The 21144-nt window shown below is 69.3% G+C and carries 18 protein-coding genes and 3 pseudogenes; 6 read left to right on the forward strand and 15 right to left on the reverse strand.

Annotated features, from left to right (window positions below):
* Window positions 1–90 precede the first annotated feature (90 nt).
* A complete protein-coding gene (locus ABZ656_RS39810) occupies window positions 91–1434 on the reverse strand; it encodes a UDP-glucose/GDP-mannose dehydrogenase family protein (protein ID WP_101404805.1) in 1344 nt (447 codons plus the stop codon).
* A gap of 175 nt (window positions 1435–1609) precedes the next feature.
* On the opposite strand from ABZ656_RS39810, the gene ABZ656_RS39815 reads away from it, so the two are divergent.
* A complete protein-coding gene (locus ABZ656_RS39815) occupies window positions 1610–2767 on the forward strand; it encodes an acyl-CoA dehydrogenase (protein ID WP_101404806.1) in 1158 nt (385 codons plus the stop codon).
* A 324-nt stretch (window positions 2768–3091) separates the two neighbouring features.
* Here the strand turns inward: ABZ656_RS39815 and ABZ656_RS39820 are convergent, their stop codons facing one another.
* From ABZ656_RS39820 to ABZ656_RS39840, 5 genes are all read right to left on the reverse strand, one after another.
* Window positions 3092–4273 (reverse strand): ABC transporter permease, encoded by a 1182-nt coding sequence (locus ABZ656_RS39820; protein ID WP_101408070.1) that lies wholly within the window; start codon window positions 4271–4273, stop codon window positions 3092–3094.
* Window positions 4274–4353: 80 nt separating this feature from the next.
* Entirely contained in the window at window positions 4354–5064 is a 711-nt protein-coding gene (locus ABZ656_RS39825; RefSeq protein WP_360274940.1) for an ABC transporter ATP-binding protein, read from the reverse strand.
* Complete coding sequence (locus ABZ656_RS39830) at window positions 5061–6398, reverse strand: peptidoglycan-binding protein (RefSeq protein WP_360274943.1); 1338 nt, start codon at window positions 6396–6398, stop codon at window positions 5061–5063. The genes ABZ656_RS39825 and ABZ656_RS39830 overlap by 4 nt, the downstream gene beginning before the upstream one ends.
* A gap of 23 nt (window positions 6399–6421) precedes the next feature.
* Window positions 6422–7393: a hypothetical protein gene (locus ABZ656_RS39835; RefSeq protein ID WP_360274946.1), complete on the reverse strand. Its 972-nt coding sequence runs from the start codon at window positions 7391–7393 to the stop codon at window positions 6422–6424.
* A gap of 95 nt (window positions 7394–7488) precedes the next feature.
* The gene (locus ABZ656_RS39840; protein WP_101404809.1) at window positions 7489–7935 is read right to left on the reverse strand and encodes a hypothetical protein; all 447 of its coding nucleotides are present in this window, start codon (window positions 7933–7935) and stop codon (window positions 7489–7491) included.
* A gap of 230 nt (window positions 7936–8165) precedes the next feature.
* Here ABZ656_RS39840 and ABZ656_RS39845 point away from each other — a divergent pair, with 230 nt between their 5' ends.
* Window positions 8166–8576: a spore-associated protein A gene (locus ABZ656_RS39845; protein ID WP_218978259.1), complete on the forward strand. Its 411-nt coding sequence runs from the start codon at window positions 8166–8168 to the stop codon at window positions 8574–8576.
* Window positions 8577–8673: 97 nt separating this feature from the next.
* A complete protein-coding gene (locus ABZ656_RS39850) occupies window positions 8674–9144 on the forward strand; it encodes a DUF2690 domain-containing protein (RefSeq protein ID WP_101404810.1) in 471 nt (156 codons plus the stop codon).
* Between the two features lie 113 nt (window positions 9145–9257).
* On the opposite strand, the gene ABZ656_RS39855 is transcribed toward ABZ656_RS39850, so the two are convergent.
* From ABZ656_RS39855 to ABZ656_RS39865, 3 genes and pseudogenes are all read right to left on the reverse strand, one after another.
* Window positions 9258–10925, reverse strand: coding sequence for an LCP family protein (locus tag ABZ656_RS39855; protein ID WP_360274951.1), 1668 nt, complete (start codon window positions 10923–10925; stop codon window positions 9258–9260).
* Between the two features lie 213 nt (window positions 10926–11138).
* Window positions 11139–12335, reverse strand: coding sequence for an LCP family protein (locus tag ABZ656_RS39860; protein WP_360274954.1), 1197 nt, complete (start codon window positions 12333–12335; stop codon window positions 11139–11141).
* 404 nt (window positions 12336–12739) lie between these two features.
* Window positions 12740–13003, reverse strand: a pseudogene (locus ABZ656_RS39865) (transposase family protein); the annotation flags it as partial.
* Between the two features lie 84 nt (window positions 13004–13087).
* Between ABZ656_RS39865 and ABZ656_RS39870 the strand changes: the two are divergent.
* A pseudogene (locus ABZ656_RS39870) lies at window positions 13088–13243 on the forward strand (IS5/IS1182 family transposase); the annotation flags it as partial.
* A 2-nt stretch (window positions 13244–13245) separates the two neighbouring features.
* Here ABZ656_RS39870 and ABZ656_RS39875 read toward each other — a convergent pair.
* From ABZ656_RS39875 to ABZ656_RS39890, 4 genes and pseudogenes are all read right to left on the reverse strand, one after another.
* Window positions 13246–13485 (reverse strand): annotated as a pseudogene (locus tag ABZ656_RS39875) (hypothetical protein); the annotation flags it as partial.
* The gene (locus ABZ656_RS39880; RefSeq protein WP_360274977.1) at window positions 13433–13645 is read right to left on the reverse strand and encodes a hypothetical protein; all 213 of its coding nucleotides are present in this window, start codon (window positions 13643–13645) and stop codon (window positions 13433–13435) included. The gene ABZ656_RS39880 and the pseudogene ABZ656_RS39875, both read right to left, overlap by 53 nt.
* A 148-nt stretch (window positions 13646–13793) precedes the next feature.
* Window positions 13794–14432, reverse strand: a complete 639-nt coding sequence (locus ABZ656_RS39885; protein WP_101404815.1) for an HAD-IA family hydrolase — start codon at window positions 14430–14432, stop codon at window positions 13794–13796.
* A 127-nt stretch (window positions 14433–14559) separates the two neighbouring features.
* Window positions 14560–15105 carry an acyl-CoA thioesterase gene (locus ABZ656_RS39890; RefSeq protein WP_054236896.1) on the reverse strand — a complete coding sequence of 182 codons (546 nt, stop codon included), beginning with the start codon at window positions 15103–15105 and terminating at the stop codon, window positions 14560–14562.
* A 119-nt stretch (window positions 15106–15224) separates the two neighbouring features.
* Here ABZ656_RS39890 and ABZ656_RS39895 point away from each other — a divergent pair, with 119 nt between their 5' ends.
* Window positions 15225–16511: an LCP family protein gene (locus tag ABZ656_RS39895; protein ID WP_101408072.1), complete on the forward strand. Its 1287-nt coding sequence runs from the start codon at window positions 15225–15227 to the stop codon at window positions 16509–16511.
* Window positions 16512–16585: 74 nt separating this feature from the next.
* Here the strand turns inward: ABZ656_RS39895 and ABZ656_RS39900 are convergent, their stop codons facing one another.
* Window positions 16586–18088 (reverse strand): LCP family protein, encoded by a 1503-nt coding sequence (locus ABZ656_RS39900; protein WP_360274959.1) that lies wholly within the window; start codon window positions 18086–18088, stop codon window positions 16586–16588.
* 127 nt (window positions 18089–18215) lie between these two features.
* On the opposite strand from ABZ656_RS39900, the gene ABZ656_RS39905 reads away from it, so the two are divergent.
* The gene (locus tag ABZ656_RS39905; RefSeq protein WP_101404817.1) at window positions 18216–19256 is read left to right on the forward strand and encodes a glycosyltransferase family 2 protein; all 1041 of its coding nucleotides are present in this window, start codon (window positions 18216–18218) and stop codon (window positions 19254–19256) included.
* A 67-nt stretch (window positions 19257–19323) separates the two neighbouring features.
* Here the strand turns inward: ABZ656_RS39905 and ABZ656_RS39910 are convergent, their stop codons facing one another.
* Window positions 19324–21021, reverse strand: coding sequence for an LCP family protein (locus ABZ656_RS39910; RefSeq protein WP_360274962.1), 1698 nt, complete (start codon window positions 21019–21021; stop codon window positions 19324–19326).
* Between the last annotated feature and the right edge of the window lie 123 nt (window positions 21022–21144).

The raw sequence follows: 21144 nt of genomic DNA on the forward strand, positions 1-21144 counted from the left end.
CCCTCGTACTGGACGTACTCGGGTCTGTGCCTGGCGCGGTGAGAGTGCGTGCATGGCGTCGCGGGGCAGACGGGAATTTGACGACAGGGCCTAGGCCGTCGGGCGGCCCATCGCCCGGTACGTCCATCCGGCCCGGCGCCACACCTCGGGGTCGAGCGCGTTGCGGCCGTCCAGGAGAACCCGGGCCGAGGCAGCCTCGCCCAGCACCGCCGGGTCCAGCTCGCGGAACTCCCGCCACTCGGTCAGGTGCAGGACGACGTCGGCGCCGCGCACGGCCTCGACCGCGGTGTCGGCGTACCCGAGCGTCGGGAAGAGCCGCTTGGCGTTCGCCATGCCCTTCGGGTCGTAGACGGTGACCTGGCCGCCCTGGAGGTGGATCTGCCCGGCGACGTTCAGCGCGGGCGAGTCCCGGACGTCGTCCGAGTCGGGCTTGAAGGTCGCGCCGAGCACGGCGACCCGCTTGCCGAGGAAGGATCCGCCGCCCAGCGCCTCCCGGGCCATCTCCACCATCTGGCCGCGCCGGCGCATGTTGATGGAGTCGATCTCGCGCAGGAAGGTCAGCGCCTGGTCCGCGCCGAGCTCACCGGCCCGGGCCATGAAGGCGCGGATGTCCTTCGGCAGACAGCCGCCGCCGAATCCGATCCCGGCCCGCAGGAACTTCTTCCCGATCCGCTCGTCGTGCCCGATGGCCTCGGCCAGCAGGGCGACATCGCCGCCGGCGGCCTCGCAGACCTCGGCCATGGCGTTGATGAAGGAGATCTTGGTCGCCAGGAAGGAGTTCGCGGAGGTCTTCACCAGCTCGGCGGTCGGGAAGTCGGTGACGACGAAGGGTGAGCCCTCGGAGACGGGCGTCGCGTACACCTCGCGCAGGATCTTCTCGGCCCGCTCGCTGCGCACGCCGGCCACGAGACGGTCGGGGTGCAGCGTGTCCTGGACGGCGAAGCCCTCGCGCAGGAACTCCGGGTTCCAGGCGAGCTCGGCGTCCTCACCGGCGGGGGAGAGCTCGGCGAGCGTGCGCGCCAGCCGCTCCGCGGAGCCCACCGGCACGGTGGACTTGCCGACGACGAGGGCGGGCCCCTTCAGGTGCGGGGCGAGCGTCTCGAAGGCGGCGTCGACGTACGACATGTCGCACGCGTAATCCCCGTGCTTCTGTGGCGTGTTCACGCAGACGAAGTGGACGTCGCCGAACTCGCCGACCTCGGCCCAGTCCATGGTGAAGCGCAGCCGGCCGGTGGATCCCTCGATGCCCGCCACGTGCTTGCGCAGCAGCTCCTCGAGCCCAGGCTCGTACATCGGGACCTCGCCCCGCTGCAGCATCTCGATCTTCTCGGGGACGACATCGAGCCCCAGCACCTCGAACCCGAGCTCGGCCATGGCCGCGGCGTGGGTGGCGCCGAGATAGCCGGTGCCGATCACGGTGATCTTGAGGGCCATGGGTGCTCCTGGGATGAATGGCTTCAGTGCGCTGCCCGAGCATAGTCGGGGCATGTTCGGGCCCCTCATCGGGCAGGTTCCCTCCTGTCGCCAAGCTCACGTATCCCTCCCGTGGGCGGACCCCTAAAATTTGGGTTACTTAACGGTAATTAGCGTCTTTGGAGCGTGAGAGACCTTGGCCGGATCGGCTGATTTCGACCTGTACCGCCCGTCCGAGGAGCACGACATGCTCCGTGACGCGATCCGCTCGCTGGCCGAGGCGAAGATCGCGCCGTACGCGGCCGTGGTGGACGAGGAAGCCCGTTTCCCGCAGGAGGCCCTGGACGCCCTGGTCTCCTCCGATCTGCACGCCGTGCACGTACCGGAGACGTACGGCGGCGCGGGCGCCGACGCGCTCGCCACGGTGATCGTGATCGAGGAGGTGGCGCGTGTGTGTGCCAGCTCCTCCCTGATCCCGGCCGTGAACAAGCTGGGCTCGCTCCCGGTGATCCTCTCCGGTTCCGAGACCCTGAAGCACAAGTACCTGACCCCCCTCGCCAAGGGTGACGGGATGTTCTCGTACTGCCTCTCGGAGCCGGACGCGGGCTCGGACGCCGCGGGCATGAAGACGAAGGCCGTCCGTGACGGCGACGACTACGTCCTCAACGGTGTGAAGCGCTGGATCACCAACGCGGGCGAGTCCGAGTACTACACGGTGATGGCGGTCACCGACCCCACCAAGCGCTCGAAGGGCATCTCGGCCTTCGTCGTCGAGAAGTCGGACGAGGGCGTCTCCTTCGGTGCCCCCGAGAAGAAGCTCGGCATCAAGGGCTCCCCGACGCGCGAGGTCTACCTCGACAACGTCCGCATCCCGGCCGACCGCATGATCGGCGAGGAGGGCACCGGCTTCGCCACGGCCATGAAGACCCTGGACCACACCCGCATCACGATCGCCGCGCAGGCGCTCGGCATCGCGCAGGGCGCCCTCGACTACGCCAAGGGCTATGTCCAGGAGCGCAAGCAGTTCGGCAAGCCGATCGCCGACTTCCAGGGCATCCAGTTCATGCTCGCCGACATGGCCATGAAGATCGAGGCCGCCCGCCAGCTGACGTACGCGGCGGCGGCCAAGTCGGAGCGCGGCGACAAGGACCTGACCTTCCAGGGCGCGGCGGCCAAGTGCTTCGCCTCGGACGTGGCGATGGAGGTCACCGTCGACGCGGTCCAGCTCCTCGGGGGCTACGGCTACACGCGGGACTACCCGGTGGAGCGCATGATGCGCGACGCCAAGATCACCCAGATTTATGAAGGCACGAACCAGGTCCAGCGGATAGTGATGGCAAGGAACCTGCCGTAAGCGGAATCTGATTCCTGGCGTCCCGTCGCCCTCCGTCCTCCTCTGGGCGGAGGGCGACGTGCATATACCTCCAGCGGCCTGCGACATGTGCGCAGAGGCCTGTCGCCGCTGTCGAGTATCTCGTCGGCGGTCTTCGCCGGACGACTGGGCGAGGGCGTTCGTCGAGTGCGGCGCGACCGCCGAACCAGAGCCTGAGCGGTCGACCGGCGACGCACCAGACCCGCAGGCACGGCCCGCTGCGGGCAGATGCACGCCGCGCTCCGCCAGAGACAGAAGCGGGCGGCAGAGGGGTCGAGGACTGCGCCCGGGCCGCCTCGACGGCGGTCACTGTCGCAGGGCTTCCAGTGGTTCGATGCGGGCGGCCCGCAGCGCGGGGTAGAGGCCGGCCAGCAGACCCACGACGGAGCCGACGAGCGGGGCCGGGAGGACGGTCAGGGGGTCGACGATGGCCGTCCAGTCCTGGATCAGGGCGACCACGACCACCGTGCAGACGCCGATCGCCGTGCCGATCAGGCCGCCGAGCGTGCCCAGGGTGGTGGACTCCGTCAGGAACTGGGCCGCGATGTGCCGGGGGCGGGCGCCCAGTGAGCGGCGCAGGCCGATCTCGCCCGTGCGTTCCAGGATCGCCACCAGGGTGGTGTTGGCGATGCCCAGCGCGCCGATCACCAGACAGATCGCCGCCAGCAGAAGGAACAGGCCGGAGAGGGAGGTGTTCACGGAGTCGCGCAGGGCGTGCGGGTCCGGCGGCGCGGCGGCGTGCAGCAGGCGGGGGTGGTCGGGGAGCAGGGCGATCGGGGCCTGATGGGCCAGGAGGCGGGCCGCGCCGATGCGGGTGTGGATGATCATTTCGGCGGGCTGGTCGGTCGGCGGGCCGAAGGCCTTGAGCGCTGTCGTGGTCGGGAGCATCGCGCCCATCAGCGCTTCCGGCTTGCGCTGGGCGTCGGAGATGATGCCCACGACCGTGTAGGCGCTGTCGTTGATGAAGACCACGGGCTGGTTGTCCAGCCGGGTGACGCCCAGGACGCGTGCCGCGCCCGCGCCGAGCACGCAGACCGGCTCGGCCCGCCGCTCGTGGAAACGGTTGTAGAGGGCGCCGGCCCGGAGCGTCGGCTGGATCGCCTTCAGGGCCCCGGGGGACGCCGCGAAGACCGTCACTCCGGTGGTGGGGTTGTCGGTCGGGGGGAGCGGCTGGGTGCCGATCCTCGGGTTGTGCAGCGGGGCGCCCCACCAGACGCCGGCCGCCACCACGCCGTTGAGCCGCTGGATCCGGTCGTCGGAGTCCTTCGGGAAGTGGACCTCGGGTCTCTCGTCGGACTTGGGCGTCACGTCGTCCACCGTCACCGTGGTGGCGCGCAGCACGTTGAACGACGCGCTGATCTGGCCGGCCGCCGTCGAGGTCAGGCCGAGTACGGCGACGAAGGCGCCCACTCCGAGCACCGTGCCCAGCATGGTGAGCACGGAACGGCCCGGCCGCTGGACCAGGCCGGCCAGGGACTCGGCGAACATGTCCCGGATGAGGAGGCGTGACGGGGGTGCCGGGGACGGGTTCCGGTCACGGCGGAGCGCGGTTCGCACGCGGCTGGCTCTCACGCGGCCGACCGCCGTTCGGTGTCGGTGAGGATGCGGCCGTCGCGGATGGTCAGTACGCGCCGGGCGCGTTCGGCCACGGCGGGGTCGTGGGTGATGACCACCACGGTGAGTCCCGCCGAGTGGAGTTCTTCGAGCAGGTTCATGACGTGCGCCGAGGTCGCGGAGTCCAGGTTGCCGGTGGGCTCGTCGCAGAGGATCAGTTCGGGACGGTTGACCAACGCGCGGGCGATCGCGACGCGTTGGCGCTCGCCGCCGGACATGGTGGGCGGCAGCGCGTCGAGCCGGTGGCCGAGTCCCACGGTGCGCAGGGCCCGTACCGCCCGGTCGTCGCGGGCGCCCCGGTCCGTGGTGACGTACAGCTGGGCCAGGGCGACGTTCTCCGTGGCCGTGCGGTGGGAGAGGAGGTGGAAGGACTGGAAGACGAAGCCGACCCTGCGGCCGCGCAGGGCCGTCCGCTCCCGTTCCCGGAGGGAGGAGACGTCGGTGCCGGCGAAGTCGTAGCGGCCCGCGGACGGTCGGTCCAGCATGCCGATCAGGTTGAGCAGGGTGGACTTGCCCGAACCCGAGGGTCCGACCACGGCCACGAAGTCGCCGCGCTCGACGTCGAGGTCGGTGGGGTGCAGGGCGTGGACCGCGACGGCGCCCGGGTACGTCTTGGCGACGCCCCGCAGCCGGATCACGGGAGCGGACGGGGTGGGCTCGCTCACTGGCCGACCACCACGCGGTCGCCGGCCCGCAGCCGTGCCGTACCGGCCGGTGTGACCTGCACCTTTCCGTCCGCCGATACGCCCACCGTGACCCGCACCCGGTGCTGGGAGCCGTCCGGGGCCACCACCGTGACGCTGGTCCGGGCGTCGGCACCGGCGTTGATCGCCGCCTCGGGGACGGTGAGGACCGCGCCGGTCGTGGCGGCGGCCGTGATGGTCATCCGTACGTTCTGGCCGTCGAGCCGGTTGTCCCACGTGCCGATGCGCGTCACCTGGACCGGCAGGTAGGGGACCCCGCCGTTGGCCGGACCGTTCCCGTCCTGGGCCGACGCGTTGTCGCCGGAGGTCTGGGAGCCGGTCTTGTCGCCGGGGGTGACCAGCTCGCCCACCGAGGACACGCCGGCGGAGGCGGTCAGGCCGAGGGTCTCGGAGGTGATCCGGACCTTCATGCCCTCCTTGACCAGGCCCTGGTACGAGGGGTCCAGGTACCCGGTGAGCTTCAGGCCGCCGGTGGCCAGGGAGACCACCGGGCCGGACACCTTGTCGCCCACGGCCGCCGGCAGGCCGACGACCCTGACCGGCACCGAGGAGGCGAACGCCATCTCGGAGGAGGGAACGAACGGCTCGCCCGCGGCCTTGGACCCGCCGCCCTTCCCGGCGGAGCCCCCGGTGACCGGCACCGGGTAGCCCAGGCGGTGGTACAGCGCCACGACGGCCTTCTTGGTCGCCGTGTCGAAGTAGCCGTGCTTGTCGCCACCGTGGTACAGGCCGAGCTTGGCCAGGGCACCCTGCAGCTGGGCGATGTCGTCCCCGGACTCGCCGGGGAGCATGTCGCGGTAGGCCGGGATCCGGCCGGGCAGGACGTAGACCGGGCGGCCGGAGAACTCCACCAGCGGCTCGGCCGCCTTGACCGTGTCGCCGACGTGCGCCAGCTTCCGGGTGAGCACCGGCGAGGAGCCGCCCGGGTTGGTCCCGCCGCCCAGGGCGCGGCTGTCCGCCACCTCGGTGGGCGTGATGGACAGGGTGGCGCCGCTGGTCACGTCGCCGCGCAGCACCACCGTGCGGGCCAGCCGCTCGGAGCCGACGGACGCGGTGATGACACTGGCCTTGGGGGCCCGGGTGTCCGCCGCCGCCTGGGCCGGGGACTTCACCAGCATCGCCCCGCCGAGGCCGCCGAGGGACAGCAGCGCGGCCGCCGACGCCACCGCGAGCACTCCACGACGGCGACGGGCCAGGGCGGAGGTACGGGCGGTACGGTCGCCGCCCGCCGTGGGGCCGGGTTCCGGCGCGGTCTGCCACGGGGCGGCGTCCGCGCTCTTCATCAGATCTGCCATCGGTTCTCTTCCGCCACGCCCGGTCAGGAACCGGACAGCTTGCCGCCGGCCAGCACGGTCGCGACGCGCTTCGACTGCTGCAGCAGTCCCTCCCGGGCCTGCTGCAGCTCTTCCGCGTGCTTGTCGATCTGGTCGTTCTGGTAGGCGCTCTCCACGGCGAACCAGATGCCGACGAGGTTGACCTGCTTGGCGCACTGCCAGTCCGCCACCGCGACGGCGATTTCCTGCGACGTCGCCGCCGCAGCGTTCCAGCGCTCGTCACCCGATGCGTCGAACGTCTTCTTGTAGTTCGTGTACCCCTGGGCGCTCATGCACTTCTTCCACGCCGTCTGGGCCGCGATGACGCGGGGGTCCAGCGTCGAGTACTCGAAGGAGTGCGCCCGGATCTGCTCGGCCATCGGGGAGTGCCCGGCGCGCTGGTCCACGTCGCCGCCCGTGATGGCGCGGTCCGCCTCGCCGACACAGCCGCCGTCGGGCAGGCGCATGCCGTGGTAGGAGCTGACCAGCCCCCCCTGCGAGGCCGTGGCGGTCAGGACCGTACGCACCTCCGGCGAGGGCGGGGTGCCCAGGTGCTTGGGCAGGCTGCGCGGGTCGTTCTGCGTCATGTGGAAGCCGAACTCCCGGGCGACCTGCAGGGATTCGGGAACACCGTAGCGACGCGAGTTCTTGCTGAAGTTCGGCAGCTGCGCCTCGGTGGGGGTGTACCTGAGTCCGAACCGACTGACGCAGCGCTGCTCCAGCGTCGTCATGGCGTCGGTCGTCTGCAGCAGGGCGTGCCCTGTCGGCATGTAGGTGTCGACGGGCAGCGCGAGGTCCGCGGTGTCGGTGAGCTTCGTGATCGAGGTGACGCCGGGGATCTTGGAGACGGTCGGCTTCGGCTGCTTCTCCCCCTGCGACGAAGTGCCGCCGGGTCCGTTCGAACAGCCCGCGAGGAGGCCGACGGCAGCGACGGCGCAGATCAGTCCGGCGCCTGCCCGGCCAGAGGTAATCGTCATGTGTGTCTCACGTCAAAGAGCCTCGCTGCCGTTCCGGAACCGGAACGGCAGCGAGGAAGTGGGGAAGATCAGGCAGCCTTCAGCGGTCGGGCAGGTCAGCCGACGCCGATGCCGACCTGGGTGGAGGCGTTGTTGTTCCAGGTGTAGCCGAGCGCGCCGCCCTCGCCGTCGTACGACCAGTCGTAGTTGCCGCCGTACCCACTGTTGACCCAGACGGTGCCACCGCGGTTCTCGAAGTACTCGGACTCCATGGCGGTCGCGTTGTTCTTCACGACCTGGCCGGAGCCGGTGCCCGAGCCGCTCTTGAAGGTGTAGCCGGCCAGGTTGGAGACGCTGCCGTCCTTGCCCCAGATCGCGCCGGAGCCGTCGTGAACGTAGAAGAGGCACAGCGGCTGGTAGTTGCCGCCGCCGAGCACGGAGTTGCCGCACCGGCCCGTGGCGTTGCCGGTGGAGTGGTGGTTGACCGCCTGCGCGGGCATGGCGAGACCGAGCACCGCGGCACCGGCGACGGTGGCGGTGAAGAGCTTGGCCTGGATGCGCACAAGGACTCCCTTGATGTCGTGATCATGTGAAGTAACGGCAACCCGAGTTGACGCCAAATTCGAACACGCCTGTTGATGTTCCGTCAATCTACTTATTTGTGAAGGGGAGTTGTGGTGCGCGTGAGCGCCCCTTGCCCTTGCCATGACAAGAATCCTTCGGTCATGATCTGTCAGTCGACCAAATGATCGATCGGGCGAGCCTTATGGGGGGATTCACGATGATGGTGTCCGTGCGCAGGAGACTGGCGGGATGTGTGGCGGCGCTGTCGCTTACTGCCGGGGCCCTGGTCCTCGCCGCGGCTCCGGCGCAGGCCGCCGGTTACAACGGCGCCTGCGGCAGCGGCTACGGCGTCATCGACTCCATGAGCGTGGGCTTTGAGGGTGCCGGTACCACGTACCTCACCTACAACAGCTCCAACGGCTACAACTGCGTCGTCACGATGAACAACACCGGTACGACGCAGTGGGTCAACGCCGAGATCGAGGTCTCCGGGGGCAGCTGGAACGAGGACTCGGGCCAGTACCGGTACTACGCCGGTCCGCGGTACGTCTACGCCGCGCATCACTGCATCGACTGGGGCGGCTATGTCGCCTACAGCTCCGGTGTCACCGACATCACGTGGCACGACCACTGCAGCTGATCGTCACCACTCTCGACTCGACCAATTTTCATCAACATCGGTTAGCTGACATGCGCTTGACGCACCGTCAGCGAACTGTCATGCCCAGGGGGTAGAAATGAACCTGAAGAAGAGAACTCTCGCTCGCGTCGGCGTGCTGGCCGGAGGCGTCGCCCTGTCGGTGATCGCCGCGACCGGAGCCGCGCAGGCGTACACCAACGACGGCACCAGCCCGGCGTCCACCGGCTGTGCCGACGACGGGACCACGGTCGCGTCCGCGCCCATGAAGAACGCCGGCGGCACGCAAGGCACCATTGAGCTGCGCTACAGCCTGAAGTGTCACACCGCCTGGGCCCGGCTCACGCTCAACTACACCCAGTTCGCGTGCGGAAACGCTTCTGCCGGTTACGCCTGCGCCGCCGCGACCGTCACCCGCAACGACGACGGACGCTCGTACAGCTGCACCATCAGCCAGGGGCAGAGCCAGTGCTACACCCCGCAGGTGTACGACAAGGGCATGACGTCCTTCGCGAAGGGATACATCGACATCGTCAGCGGCGAGATCCAGACTCGGACGGCCGCGTACTGATCGCCCACGCGCGCTGATCACCGGCACGCGCCGAACGGGGCCGCAGCTCTTCGCAGAGCTGCGGCCCCGTCGTCGTACGCGCGCCGACCGCCGACGCGGTCAGCGAGCCACGCTCACCCCCAGGTGAACCCCTTCTGGATCTCCATGCACGCGTCCTTCTTGTCACCGTTCAGCACGGCCGCCGACTGGGGCGCCTTCGTCGGCTGCGCGGATGCCGGATAGGCGTTCCCGGTACGCCAGTCCGCGCCCACGATCAGTGTGACTCCCGAGACATCGGTCGACTTGCGCACCGAGCCGAGCGGTACCCCGAGTGCCTTGGCCGCCGCCTGGGCGTCACCCTCCAGATCCGCGCTGGGGTAGAGGATCACGGTCTTGGCCTCCGGGGTGAGCACGGTGTCCTTGGTGGCCCGGGTGAACCCCTTGCCCTGCAGGGCCTGTACGACCGTGCCGGCTCGCTGGGGCGTCGGTGCCTCGCCGTTCACGCCGGTTCCGTTGCGGACCTGCACCGCGATCTGTCCGTCCGGTGCCGCCGGGTCCTTGGACGCCTGCTCGGTCTTCTTCTTCACACCGTGGCCGTCCAGCGGAGTGTCGTCGCGGACCATCGAGATGAGCTGGTCGGCGTCTCCGGCCATGGGCACCAGCCGGTTGTGGTCCTGCGACCACTGCGCCGTGGGCAGCGTCGTCATCGTGATGCGCTTGGTGGGCACCTTCTTGAACTCTTCGGACAGGTCGTACAGCTTCTTGACCGTCCCCAGTCCCTCGTCGACCGTGAGCGCGTTCGTCGCGGTCTCCGCCAGCTTGCGCATCTCGTCGGGGTTGCTCAGCGTCGCGTTCTTGCGCAACTGCCGCACCATCGAGTTCATGTACATGTGCTGGGCGTGGGTACGGCCGAGGTCGGTGCCGTCCTCGAAGCCGTAGCGGGTGCGCAGCCACTGCAAGGCCTGCTCTCCCTTGACGGACGTGGTGCCCGCCTTCAGCTTCAGGCCCGAGCCGTGGCCTTCCGAGGTGTGCGAGTAGACGTTCTGCCGTACGCAGACCGGGACGCCGCCGATGGCGTCCGCCATCGACACAACCCCGGAGAAGTCGACCATCATGAAGTGGTCGATGTGGATGTTGGTGAGCTTCTCCCAGGTGGCGACCGTGCAGCCCGGGCCGCCGCGGCCCAGCGATTCGTTCGCCATGGACAGGGAGAGCGCCTCGTACACCTTGTTGGTGTGCGGGTCGGTGCACTTGGGGATGGGGATCATGGTGTCGCGCGGGAGGCTGACCACGGACATGTTGCTGCGGTCGGCCGAGACGTGCACCAGCATCTGCACATCCGCGAGCGGTGGGCGGCCCACGTCACCCTTGGACCCGCCCAGCTTGAGGTCCTCCGCGGTGTTCCGGCTGTCCGAGCCGATCATCAGGATGTTCAGCGGCGTCTGACCGGCGGCGTTCGCAGTCGCCTTGGGCGCGGCGTTGTCGCCGAGGTTCAGCTTGTCTTTCTTGATGTTGCTGTTGAGGTGCTCGTAGTAGAGGTAACCCGCTCCGGCGGTGCCCAGTATCACAACCGTCAACGTCATCGCCGACCAGCGCAGTATCCGCCGTTTCGGGCGCGGGGGTCTCGGCTCCGCTCCGCGCCTCCGGCTGCCGCCCTGCCGCCCGCGGCCGCCGGACTGCACCTGTGCGCCCTCCTTGTGCCGTCCGCTACCCGTGCCTTGCGCCTCGCCCGCCCCACCAGGTCCGTCGCCGCGCCGAGTGCGCGGCAGAGCCCCTTCTCTGCGCACGCTGCTTCGCGTCATTCTCCTGCCCCTCCCGCCCCCGGCATCCTCACCGCGGCTTCGTTTCGCGTCCCGGTACACGTCCTTGTACGGACCGGGGCAACCATGTCGCCTTCCTGTCGACCGTGTGCCTGGGAAAGCCTGGGCACAGGCCGGGCGAAGTCTCGGCCACAGCACGTTTCGTGGCGTTGCCGTGCTCCTCCACTCAGTGAGATGCAGAATCGACCCCTGAGGTCACGAGGCACACTTGACCTCGTTGGCTGTCGACTGCGGAACGCCGGCCGGTGCCTTGGTCCGAGTGGTGGGCGGTACGCCCGCACCCTTGAAGTCCTCAGCGAGCGTCAGCACGATCGCCGGCAGCCCCTGCGAGTTGGACTCGCTCTTGCCCGGCTTCAGGGCCGACGCCGGAAGCCCCATGATGTCGGCCGGTTCGCGCGCCTGGTCGGCCTGGTCAGGAGCGTACTCCAGGGTCGTCCTCTGCTGTTTCGCGCCGGTGTTGCCGAGCTGAGTGGACTTGGGCACGCCCTTCTGGTTCTGCAGCCAGGCAAGGGTCGTCTGGGCGGAACCGTCGGGCGCGCCCGCGTTGTAGATGCCGACCCGGACATCGGCGGCGGCGGAGCGGGGGCCCTTGAGCTTGGCGTCCGCCTTCGCCTTCTTCTTCACCTCGGTCAAGGAGGCATCACCCTTGATCATGGCGAAGACCTGCTGAGCGGGCGCCTCGTTCTCGATGACCGCCTTGAGGCACTTGCCGTCAGCGGGGTTGTCCAGGACAGGCATGGTGACGAAGGAGATGTGATTCGGCGGCACCTTCTTCAGCTCCATGGCCACGTCCTTGAGCCTGCTGATGCTGCCGCTTCCCCTGTCGATCGTGAGCGTCTCGGTCGCCGCCTCCGCCAGGTCCAGGAGCTTGCTCGTATCGCTGAGCGTCGAGTCGGACTTCATCTTGCGGAACAGCGAACTGAGGAACTGCTGCTGGACCTTGATGCCGTCGAGGTCGCCGTGGTTGCCCCGGCTGTACCGGGTGCGGACGAAGGCCAGCGTCTTCTCGCCCTCGATCTTGGACGGACCCGCGGGTAACTGGAGGTGCGCCTCCTTGTCGTGCACCGCGTGGTTGAGGCGCACTTCGACGCCGCCTACCGCCGTCGTCAGCGTCTTCACGGCGTTGAAGTCGGCCATCATGAAGTGGTCGACCTTGATTCCCCCGGTGAGCTGCTCGACCGTGCGGCCCGGGTCGCGGCCGAGGCTGGCGTTGAAACGGATGTTGTCCGTGCCCGGGATGGTCTTGATGGAGCCGTCCGGCTGCTTGGTCGGACGATCCGGCACATCGGCGATGAGGTCCCGGGGGATGCTCAGCGCGGTCGCGTTCGTCCGGTCCTCGGCGACGTGCAGCAGGATGTCGGTGTCCGCCCACCCACGGCCTTGCGTGTCCACGGTCGTTTTGTCCTCCGTCGGGGCCACGCGGCCTCGAGCCCCCAAAGACCCTCAGTCAGTCGCTCACACAGTGCGCGACTCGTGGGTCGCTTGCACTGGATCGCTCACAGTATCCGCCCGGTTCGGCGACAAGGGACGGCGGTGAGAAAGCCCACTCCCGTACAACCGGTCAATTAGTCCACTTCCGGGGAATAAAGATCGTTCCTTGGCGCATGCTTTACTCGCAGGCGTCGTCGGTGGCCGCGGTTCCGCGGAACGCCGGGCACGGGCTCAGGTGGGCAACGATGCGTCGGCCGGGCGGGTTTGGGGCGCCGGCCGGGCCCCGTGTGCGTCCCTCTTGGCGCCTCGTCCCTCGACCGAACCCTTCTCGGTAGAGCCTTGTGACGGTTCGTCATCTTCGGCCAGGTGGTGCGGCCGTGTTCCAACTGGAGGAGGACGAGGGCGGCTCGGGCGATGCGGGTGATGGTCGGCGGGTCGAGGCTGACCCCGCGGAGGGCCTTGAAGGTGACCTTCAGCAGGGCGCTGGCGCGTTCGGCCATGCCGTGCACGCCGCGGATCGTCGCGTCGAACGCCTCGTGTTCCTCGGTGAGTTCGCCACCTTGGGGCTCCTTGACCGGGTGACGGAAGCCGCCGCCGATGTTCTCGTAACCGAGGTCGGGCAGGTGGGGGCACCGAGGGTGGCGGCGGGGGCAGGCGTAAGGCCCCTGGCAGGAGCGATCTTGCGACGGAAAGATCCGACCGAGGGGCCTCACCTGTCGACCAATGTCACATACACCGCCGTTCTCGACGTGAAGTGGTCCACCGCCGAGCACCTGGCCCGGCTGCTAGGCGATCACCGCATCGCGACCGGGACCCGCTTGGGGCGACGCACGCTGGGCTGCTTCCGTCGGGCGGTAATCGTGCTGCGCTGCCCGGTCCCGCCGTAGTTCATGACGGCTCCGGACTCGGATTCGAAGAACCAGAAGTCCGGCACGTTCTCAAGGGGTTGGGCCTGTCGGTGATATCGAGGATGAAGAACTCTTCGCCTCCTGACATGTTCTTAGGTGTCGACGTTCCCGGACTTGCCGTAGTCGTCGAGGGATTCCAGGCGGAACGCCTCACGCTCGAACGTGTCGAAGAGGTCCCCGAGAGTCCTGGGCGAGGTTGTCACGGATGGCCTTCCGGATCAGTTCCATCGGGATCTCGACCAGGGTTTCGTGAGCGGGAATCTGAGGCCCGTGATCGGTCGGTGTCCCACCCTGCACCAGGAGGGTGCCGCGATCCGTCGCGTAGGTCGTCGGGCGGTCCTTGATGTCGCACGTGCTGACCAGCTTGGTGACCTTCGTGGTCCGGGTTCCCCTCTTCCGTGGCGCTGCCGTCGCATCGTGATCGCACGCAACCTGCCGTAACCCACCCCCGGCACCACGGACGTGAGGGGCACCCCGCCGGGGTGCCCCTCGTTCTTGTCCCCGGTCGGCCTCACAGGCCGTTCAGGGCGCCCCGCAGATCCTCCGGCGTGCGGTAGTGGACGGTCCGCATGCCGAGTGCGGCCGCCGCCTCCACGTTCTCCAGGGTGTCGTCCACGAACAGGCAGCGCCCGGCCGGGACGCCGGCCCGTTCGACGGCGATGTCATAGATGCGCCGGTCGGGCTTGGCGATGCCCACCCGCGCGCTGCTGACCACGTGGTCGGCGAGGTCCGTCAGACCCAGGACCTCCAGGTCCTCCTCCAGCTGGACCGAGGTGTTGGTGACGAGGACCAGGGGCGTGTGGACGCGGGCCCGGCGCAGCAGCGCCACCACCGTCTCGTCGGCGTGGAACGGCGAGCGTACGAGCGCCGTGCTCAGCTCCACCGCCGTCCCGCCGGGCACCAGCCCGGTCAGGCCCCGCAGGATCGACCCCGCCCACTCGTCCGGTGTGATCCGGCCCAGCACCAGCGGAAGCACCGTCTCCGGTGCGAAGGCCACCTTCATGGTGGTGCCCTCGGCCAGCCCGGCGGCGCGCTCCAGCGCGTACAGGCGGTCCGGTTCGTAGACGCGGATCACGTTGTCCACGTCACAGAGCACCGCGTCGAAGGGGCGCCCGCCGGAAGCGGACGGGGCGGCGGGGGAGAGGGGCATGACGTCACCCTGACATCCGCCCGGGAGCCACTGTCGGCCAGGGCCACCGGCCGGGGTGACGTCCCGGCCCGGTCCTCGGGCGTCCGGCATCACCGAACCCCTGGTTCTTCCGGCCCTCGCATCCTTACTAGTCCAGCCCCTCCGCCGCCCGCTTCTCCCGGAGTTCCATGATCGCCCGGCGGCGCGCCAGCCGGTGGGTGCGCCGGATCTGCGCCTCCTGGTAGCGACGCTCGTCGCGCTCGGTCTCCGGGAGGACGGGCGGCACGCGCCGCGGCTTGCCGTCGGCGTCGACCGCGGCGAAGACGAGATAGGCCGAACCGACCTGCTGGGGCGGCGTCGACTCGTTCCAGCGCTCGGCCAGCACGCGCACGCCGACCTCCATGGACGTCCGCCCCGTCCAGTTCACCTGGGCCTTCACATGGACGAGGTCGCCCACCCGGACCGGCTCCAGGAAGACCATCTCGTCCATGGAGGCGGTGACGGCGGGCCCACCGGAGTGCCGCCCGGCCACCGCGCCCGCCGCGTCGTCGACGAGCTTCATGATCACTCCGCCGTGCACCGTGCCCAGAAGGTTGGTGTCGTTGTGGGTCATGATGTGGCTGAGGGTGGTCCGGGACGCGAAGGTCGGCTTGCCCGGAATATCGGATTCCGGGTTGGGCGCCAGGTCTGTCATGCCGTCCACCCTATGCGGGGGAGTGCGGCGGTCTCTTTGCATCAGCTCTGCAACAGGCGTGACCCAGATCTCCCCGGTCTCTTGTTAGGCACACCATGCGGACCTGCACACTGGTCCGCATGAACGATTGGCCCGACGGGTGGTCCGACAGCAACCGCAGCGACCGTTACGGACGCGGCAGCGCAGGCGCTCAGCCTGAGGGCGCCCGCGTCATGCGGCAGGTTCAGCGTGGCCCGGGAACGCCCGGTCCGCGCCCGTCCGCCCCGCCGTACGGCGGGGTGCCCCAGCAGCCGACGTACGACGACGGCCAGGGGTATGACAACGGGTACGACTCCGGTTACAACACCGGGCAGGTCTACGGTTCGCCGGGCGGTCCCGGCGGTCCGCAGGGTCCCGGCGGTCAGGGCGGCCGTGGCCCGCGCCCCGCGCCGAACTGGCGGCGGCGGATCAAGTGGACCGCGATCACGCTGGTCACGCTGCTGGTCGTGGTCTCCGTGGGCACCTACTTCTGGGCCGACTCCAAGCTCCACCGTGACGTGGATCTCTCGAAGGTCATAGACCGGCCCGAGGCGGGCAAGGGCACCAACTACCTGATCGTCGGTTCCGACAGCCGCGCGGGCATGTCGGCCGAGGACAAGAAGAAGCTGCACACCGGCTCCGCCGAGGGCAAGCGCACGGACTCGATGATGATCCTGCACGTCGGGGACAACGGCGACACGCTGCTCTCCCTGCCCCGCGACTCGAACGTGACGATCCCCACGTACAAGGGATCCGCGTCCGGCAAGACCTTCCAGGGCACGGGCCGTCAGGTGAAGCTGAACGCGGCGTACGCGGAGGACGGGCCGACGCTGCTGGTCCGCACCATCGAGTACAACACCGGCCTGCACATCGACCACTACGTGGAGATCGGTTTCGCCGGGTTCGCGAACATCGTCGATGCGGTCGGCGGCGTGGAGATGACCCTCGACCAGGGCTTCAAGGACAAGTACTCCGGCGCCGACTTCAAGGCGGGCAAGCAGACCCTCAACGGCGAGCAGGCCCTCGCCTTCGTCCGTACCCGCCACGCCTTCGCGGCCTCCGACCTCCAGCGCACCAAGAACCAGCAGAAGTTCCTGTCCGCGCTGGCCCACCAGGTCGCGACCCCGGGGACCGTCCTGAACCCCTTCAAGCTCTACCCGACCATGGGCTCGGGCCTCGACAGCCTCACCGTCGACAAGGACATGAGCCTGTGGGACCTCGGCAGCATGTTCTGGGCGATGAAGGGCGTCACCGGCGGCAGCGGCAAGTCCATGAACATGCCGATCTCCGGCTCCACGGGCGGCAACCTGGTCTGGGACAAGGCCAAGGTCAAGACGCTGGTCGACGAGCTGAAGAACGACCAGACGGTGACCGTGTCGGGCAACTGACCCGTACCACCACGAAGGGCCCCGCCGGACGAATCGGCGGGGCCCTTCGCGTGTCCCGTGGACGTGCGCGGCACCTACGTACACACCACCTGATCCCCCGTCACCACCCGGGTCGCCCCCTGATAGGGATCCTGCACCCGGACCCGTGTGACCTCCTTGAAGTCCGCCCCGGCGATCACCTTCAGCAGCGGCCCCCGCCCCTTGACCTCGCGCAGCTCGCTGCCCGGGAGCGCGGCGGCGAGGGCCTTCGCGGAGCGGTCCCAGCGCGGGTCGTAGACGATGACGTTGTGCAGGGCGGTGCGGTCCTGGGCGTTGACGGGCCGGCCCGTCGTGCGGAACCCGGTGGCGGCCAGGGCGCTGTCCATGCGCTTGCCGAGGCCGTCCGTGGGCGTCCCGTTCTCCACCTGGACCTGGATCTGCTGCGGGGCCACCTCGACGCGCACGGTCCTGGCGGGCGCCGCCTTGTGCGGGGGAGCGAGCGGCTTGTCGTCGCGCAGTGACCGGAAGAGCGCGGCGGACTTGTTCTCGTCCCACTTCAGTGTGGAACCGATGCCCTTGACGACGTAGGCCATCTGCCCGATCGGCACGGTCGTGAACTCGGAGGAGGAGGGGGAGAAGTTCCGCATCGCCCGGCCGAGGTCCAGCAGCTCGTCCGTGCCGAACCCCTGGTCCGCGCGGACCGAGCCGAGCACGGCCCGGGTGACATCACGGAACTTCATCGGGTTCAGCAGCACCCCCGACGACGTGGTCCGCTCGATCAGCGCCGCCAGGAACCGCTGCTGGCGCTGCATCCGGCCGATGTCGGAGGCGCTGTCGACATGCCGGGAACGTACGTACTGGAGTGCCTGCCCGCCGTTCAGCGTGTGCGTGCCGGCGGTCAGATCAAGTCCCGTGTACGAGTCCTTCAGGGGTTGTGCGGTGCAGATGCTCACGCCGCCGAGCACGTCCACCGTCTGCATGAAGCTGGTGAAATCGACCTCCAAGTAGTGGTCGATCTTCACGTGGGTCATGTTCTCGACGGTGCGCACGGTCAGCTGCGGGCCCCCCTCCGCGTACGCCGCGTTGAGCTTGATCGGGTGGGGGCCGTGCTCGGCGCCGGTGGTCTGGTCGGTGTGCGCGGGCACCTCCGCGTACGAGTCGCGCGGCAGGCTCACGACGCTGGCGCGCTCCCTGTCGGCGGCGATGTGCACGATCATCATCGTGTCGGTGCAGTGGCAGGGGGCACCGCCCAGACGGTACTTCCGCCGCTCCTCCTCCGTGATCTTGTCGCGGCCGTCGGTGCCGACCAGCAGCACGTTCATGCCGTGGCCCGCCGCGGGGCGGTTCTTCATGTCCTTGAAGGGGTCGACCCGGGCGATGCCCTCGCCCAGGCTGGTGACCACCGCGTGCCCGATGCCCGCCGAGGCGAGAACCACCACCGAGATCGTGGTGACCACCCGCATGGCCCAGCGCGGCTTCTTCCTCCGTACGGGGGGCCGTACGGTGGACCGCTCCGGAGGCCGCCGGGAGCGGGGCGGCTGCGGACGGCTCTGGGGGCGGGGCTGCGGGCGTGCGGGGGAGCGGGGCGGCGTGGGCAAGGGGGGACACCTCCGCGGGGGTGAACGTGGGGATCCGTGAGCACCGTAGGCCCATACGATCTGCTGCCCGGCCCGTGGGCCGGGCGGCGCGCGCCCGTGTCCCCCATTCGCGGTAACGTGACGTCCGATGAGCGAGAAGTCTGACGTGCGGCCCCCCGCCGTTTCTGTGATCATGCCCGTCCTCGACGAGGAGCGGCATCTGCGCGGGGCCGTCCAAGCGATCCTGGCGCAGGAGTACGACGGCGAGATGGAGGTGGTGATCGCCATCGGTCCGTCCTCGGACCGTACGGAGGAGATCGCCGCCGAACTCGTACGCGAAGACCCGCGCGTCCACACCGTCCCGAACCCGACCGGTCGCACCCCGGCCGCGCTGAACGCGGCGATCAAGGCGTCCCGGCATCCCGTCGTCGTACGCGTCGACGGGCACGGCATGCTTTCGCCGAACTACATCGCGACGGCCGTACGCCTCCTGGAGGAGACCGGCGCGCAGAACGTCGGCGGCATCATGCACGCCGAGGGCGAGAACGACTGGGAGCACGCGGTCGCCGCCGCGATGACCTCGAAGATCGGGGTCGGGAACGCCGCCTTCCACACGGGCGGCGAGGCCGCTCCCGCCGAGACCGTGTACCTCGGTGTCTTCCGGCGCGAGGCCCTGGAGCGTCAGGGCGGCTACAACGAGGAGTTCATCCGCGCCCAGGACTGGGAGCTGAACTTCCGGATCCGGGAGGCGGGCGGCCTCATCTGGTTCTCGCCCGAGCTGAAGGTGTCGTACCGGCCCCGGCCCTCGGTCAAGGCGCTCGCCAAGCAGTACAAGGACTACGGGCGCTGGCGCCATGTCGTCGCCCGCTATCACGAGGGCTCCATCAACCTGCGCTATCTCGCCCCGCCGACCGCCGTGTGCGCGATCGCGGCGGGCGTCGTGGTGGGCGTGGCGCTGACGCCCTGGGGCTTCCTGATTCCCGGCGGCTATCTCGCGGCGATAGCCGCGGGCTCGCTGCCCGCGGGCAAGGGGCTGCCCCTGAAGGCCCGCCTGCAGATCCCCGTCGCCCTCGCGACCATGCACATGTCGTGGGGCTTCGGCTTCCTCACCAGCCCGAAGGCGCTGGCGAAGAAGGTCATAGCCTCCCGCCGCCCGGCGGTGCTCGGCTCCACGGAACCCGCCAACTGAGCTCCATACATGAGCAGTTGGGCCCCTCTCGAGGTCGAGAGGGGCCCAACTGCTTTCCACCAACCGCCTACGACCAGGTGTAGTCCTTGTTGACGTGCATACAGGCGTCGGCCTTGGCGCCGTTGAGCACGTCCGCGGACTCCGGCGTCGTGTTGTCCTGCGCCTTGGCCTTGTACGCCGTGCCCTCGCGCCAGTCGGCACCGACCACGAGCGTGACGCCCGAGACGTCCGTCGACTTCTTCACCGCGCTCAGCGGGACCCCCAGCGCCTTGGCGACCGCCTGGGCATCGCCCTGCAGGTCGGCGCTCGGGTAGCGGATCACCGTCGTCTCCTCGACGGTCGCCGCCGAGGTGTCCGCCTCGGCCTTGGTGAAGCCCTTGCCGACGAGCAGCTGGGACACCGTGCGCGCGCGTCCGCCGACCGGGCCCAGCGTGGCCGTGCGGGTGCCGTTCTGCACGGTCACCCCGATCTGGTCGTCCGCGGCGGCCGGGTCCGTGGAGGCCTTCACCGCGGTCGCCGTCTTCTTCTTGTCCTTGCCGTCGAGCGCGATGTCCTCACGGACGAGGCGGAACAGCTGCTCGGCCTCGACCGGCTTGGGCTCCACGCGGTTGCTGTCCGACACGGCCCACTGCCAGGGCATCGTGGTCATCGTGATGCGCTTCGGCTCGACCTTCTTCAGCTCGTTGCCGAGGTCGTAGAGCTTCAGCACGCTGCCCAGGCCCTTGTCGACGGTCAGCGCCTTGGTGGCCGTCTCCGCGAGGCTGCGCAGTTTGCCGGGGTTGCTGATGGTGGCGTTCTCGCGCATCTGGCGGACCATCGAGTTCATGTACTGGTGCTGGGCCTTGGTCCGGGCGATGTCCGTGTTTTCCTCGAAGCCGTACCGCGTCCGCAGCCACGCCAGGGCCTGCGTGCCCTTGACGGAGGTGGTGCCCTCCTTCAGCTTCAGCCCGGAGCCGTGGCCCTGGCTGTCCTTGGAGTAGAGGTTGGCGTCCACGCAGACCGGGACGCCGCCGATCGCGTCCGCCATCGACACCACACCCGAGAAGTCGATCTTCATGAAGTGGTCGATGTGGATCTTGGTGAGCTTCTCCCAGGTGGCCACCGTGCAGCCCGGACCGCCGCGCCCGAGCGAGGTGTTGGTCATCACCAGCCCGACGGTCGCCGGGTAGACCTTCTTGGTGTCCGGGTCCGTGCACTTGGGCATCTTCAGCAGGGTGTCGCGCGGCATGCTGATCACCGACATATTGCTGCGGTCGGCGGAGAGGTGCAGCAGCATCTGGACGTCCGCGAGCGGGGTGCCGTTGAAGTCGTACTTGGCGCCGCCGAGCGCCTGGTTCTCCTTGGTGTCCCGGGCGTCCGAGCCGATCAGAAGGATGTTCAGGGGAGTCTGCCCGGCCGCGTTCGCCTTGCTCTTGGCCGCCCGGTCCTTCTCGTCGCCGAGGTTCAGGTCGTCCTTCTTGATGTTGTCGTTCAGGCGCTGGTAGTAGAGGTAACCGGCGCCCGCGGTGCCAAGTATCAGAAGCGCCAGGACCGACGCCGACCAGCGCAGCATGCGGCGTCTGCGCCGTGGGCTCCCGCCGTCCCCGGCCCCGCGCCGAGGCCCGCCGCTTCCGTCGCCCTCGCTGCTCTGCTTGCCCTTGGCACCCCGGTCATCCTTGTTCGTGGGATTGCCGTTCTCGTTGTACAGACTGTCGTCCCAGCCCAGATCGTCGGCCTGTCGGACACGTGGTCGAGCCCCCTCCCCACGCACACTGCTTCGCGCCATCTCCCTGCCCCTCCCCGCCCTGCGCCTGACAAACGGGTCCGTCCCGCGTCCGGCCGGACACCCCTTGCCTGCGTCCGGCCCGGACGCCCCCGCGTCCTGTTGGACGTCTGACGGACCCGTCAG

Source organism: Streptomyces sp. NPDC007095 (genome assembly GCF_040634475.1).
Classification (GTDB): Bacteria; Actinomycetota; Actinomycetes; order Streptomycetales; family Streptomycetaceae; genus Streptomyces.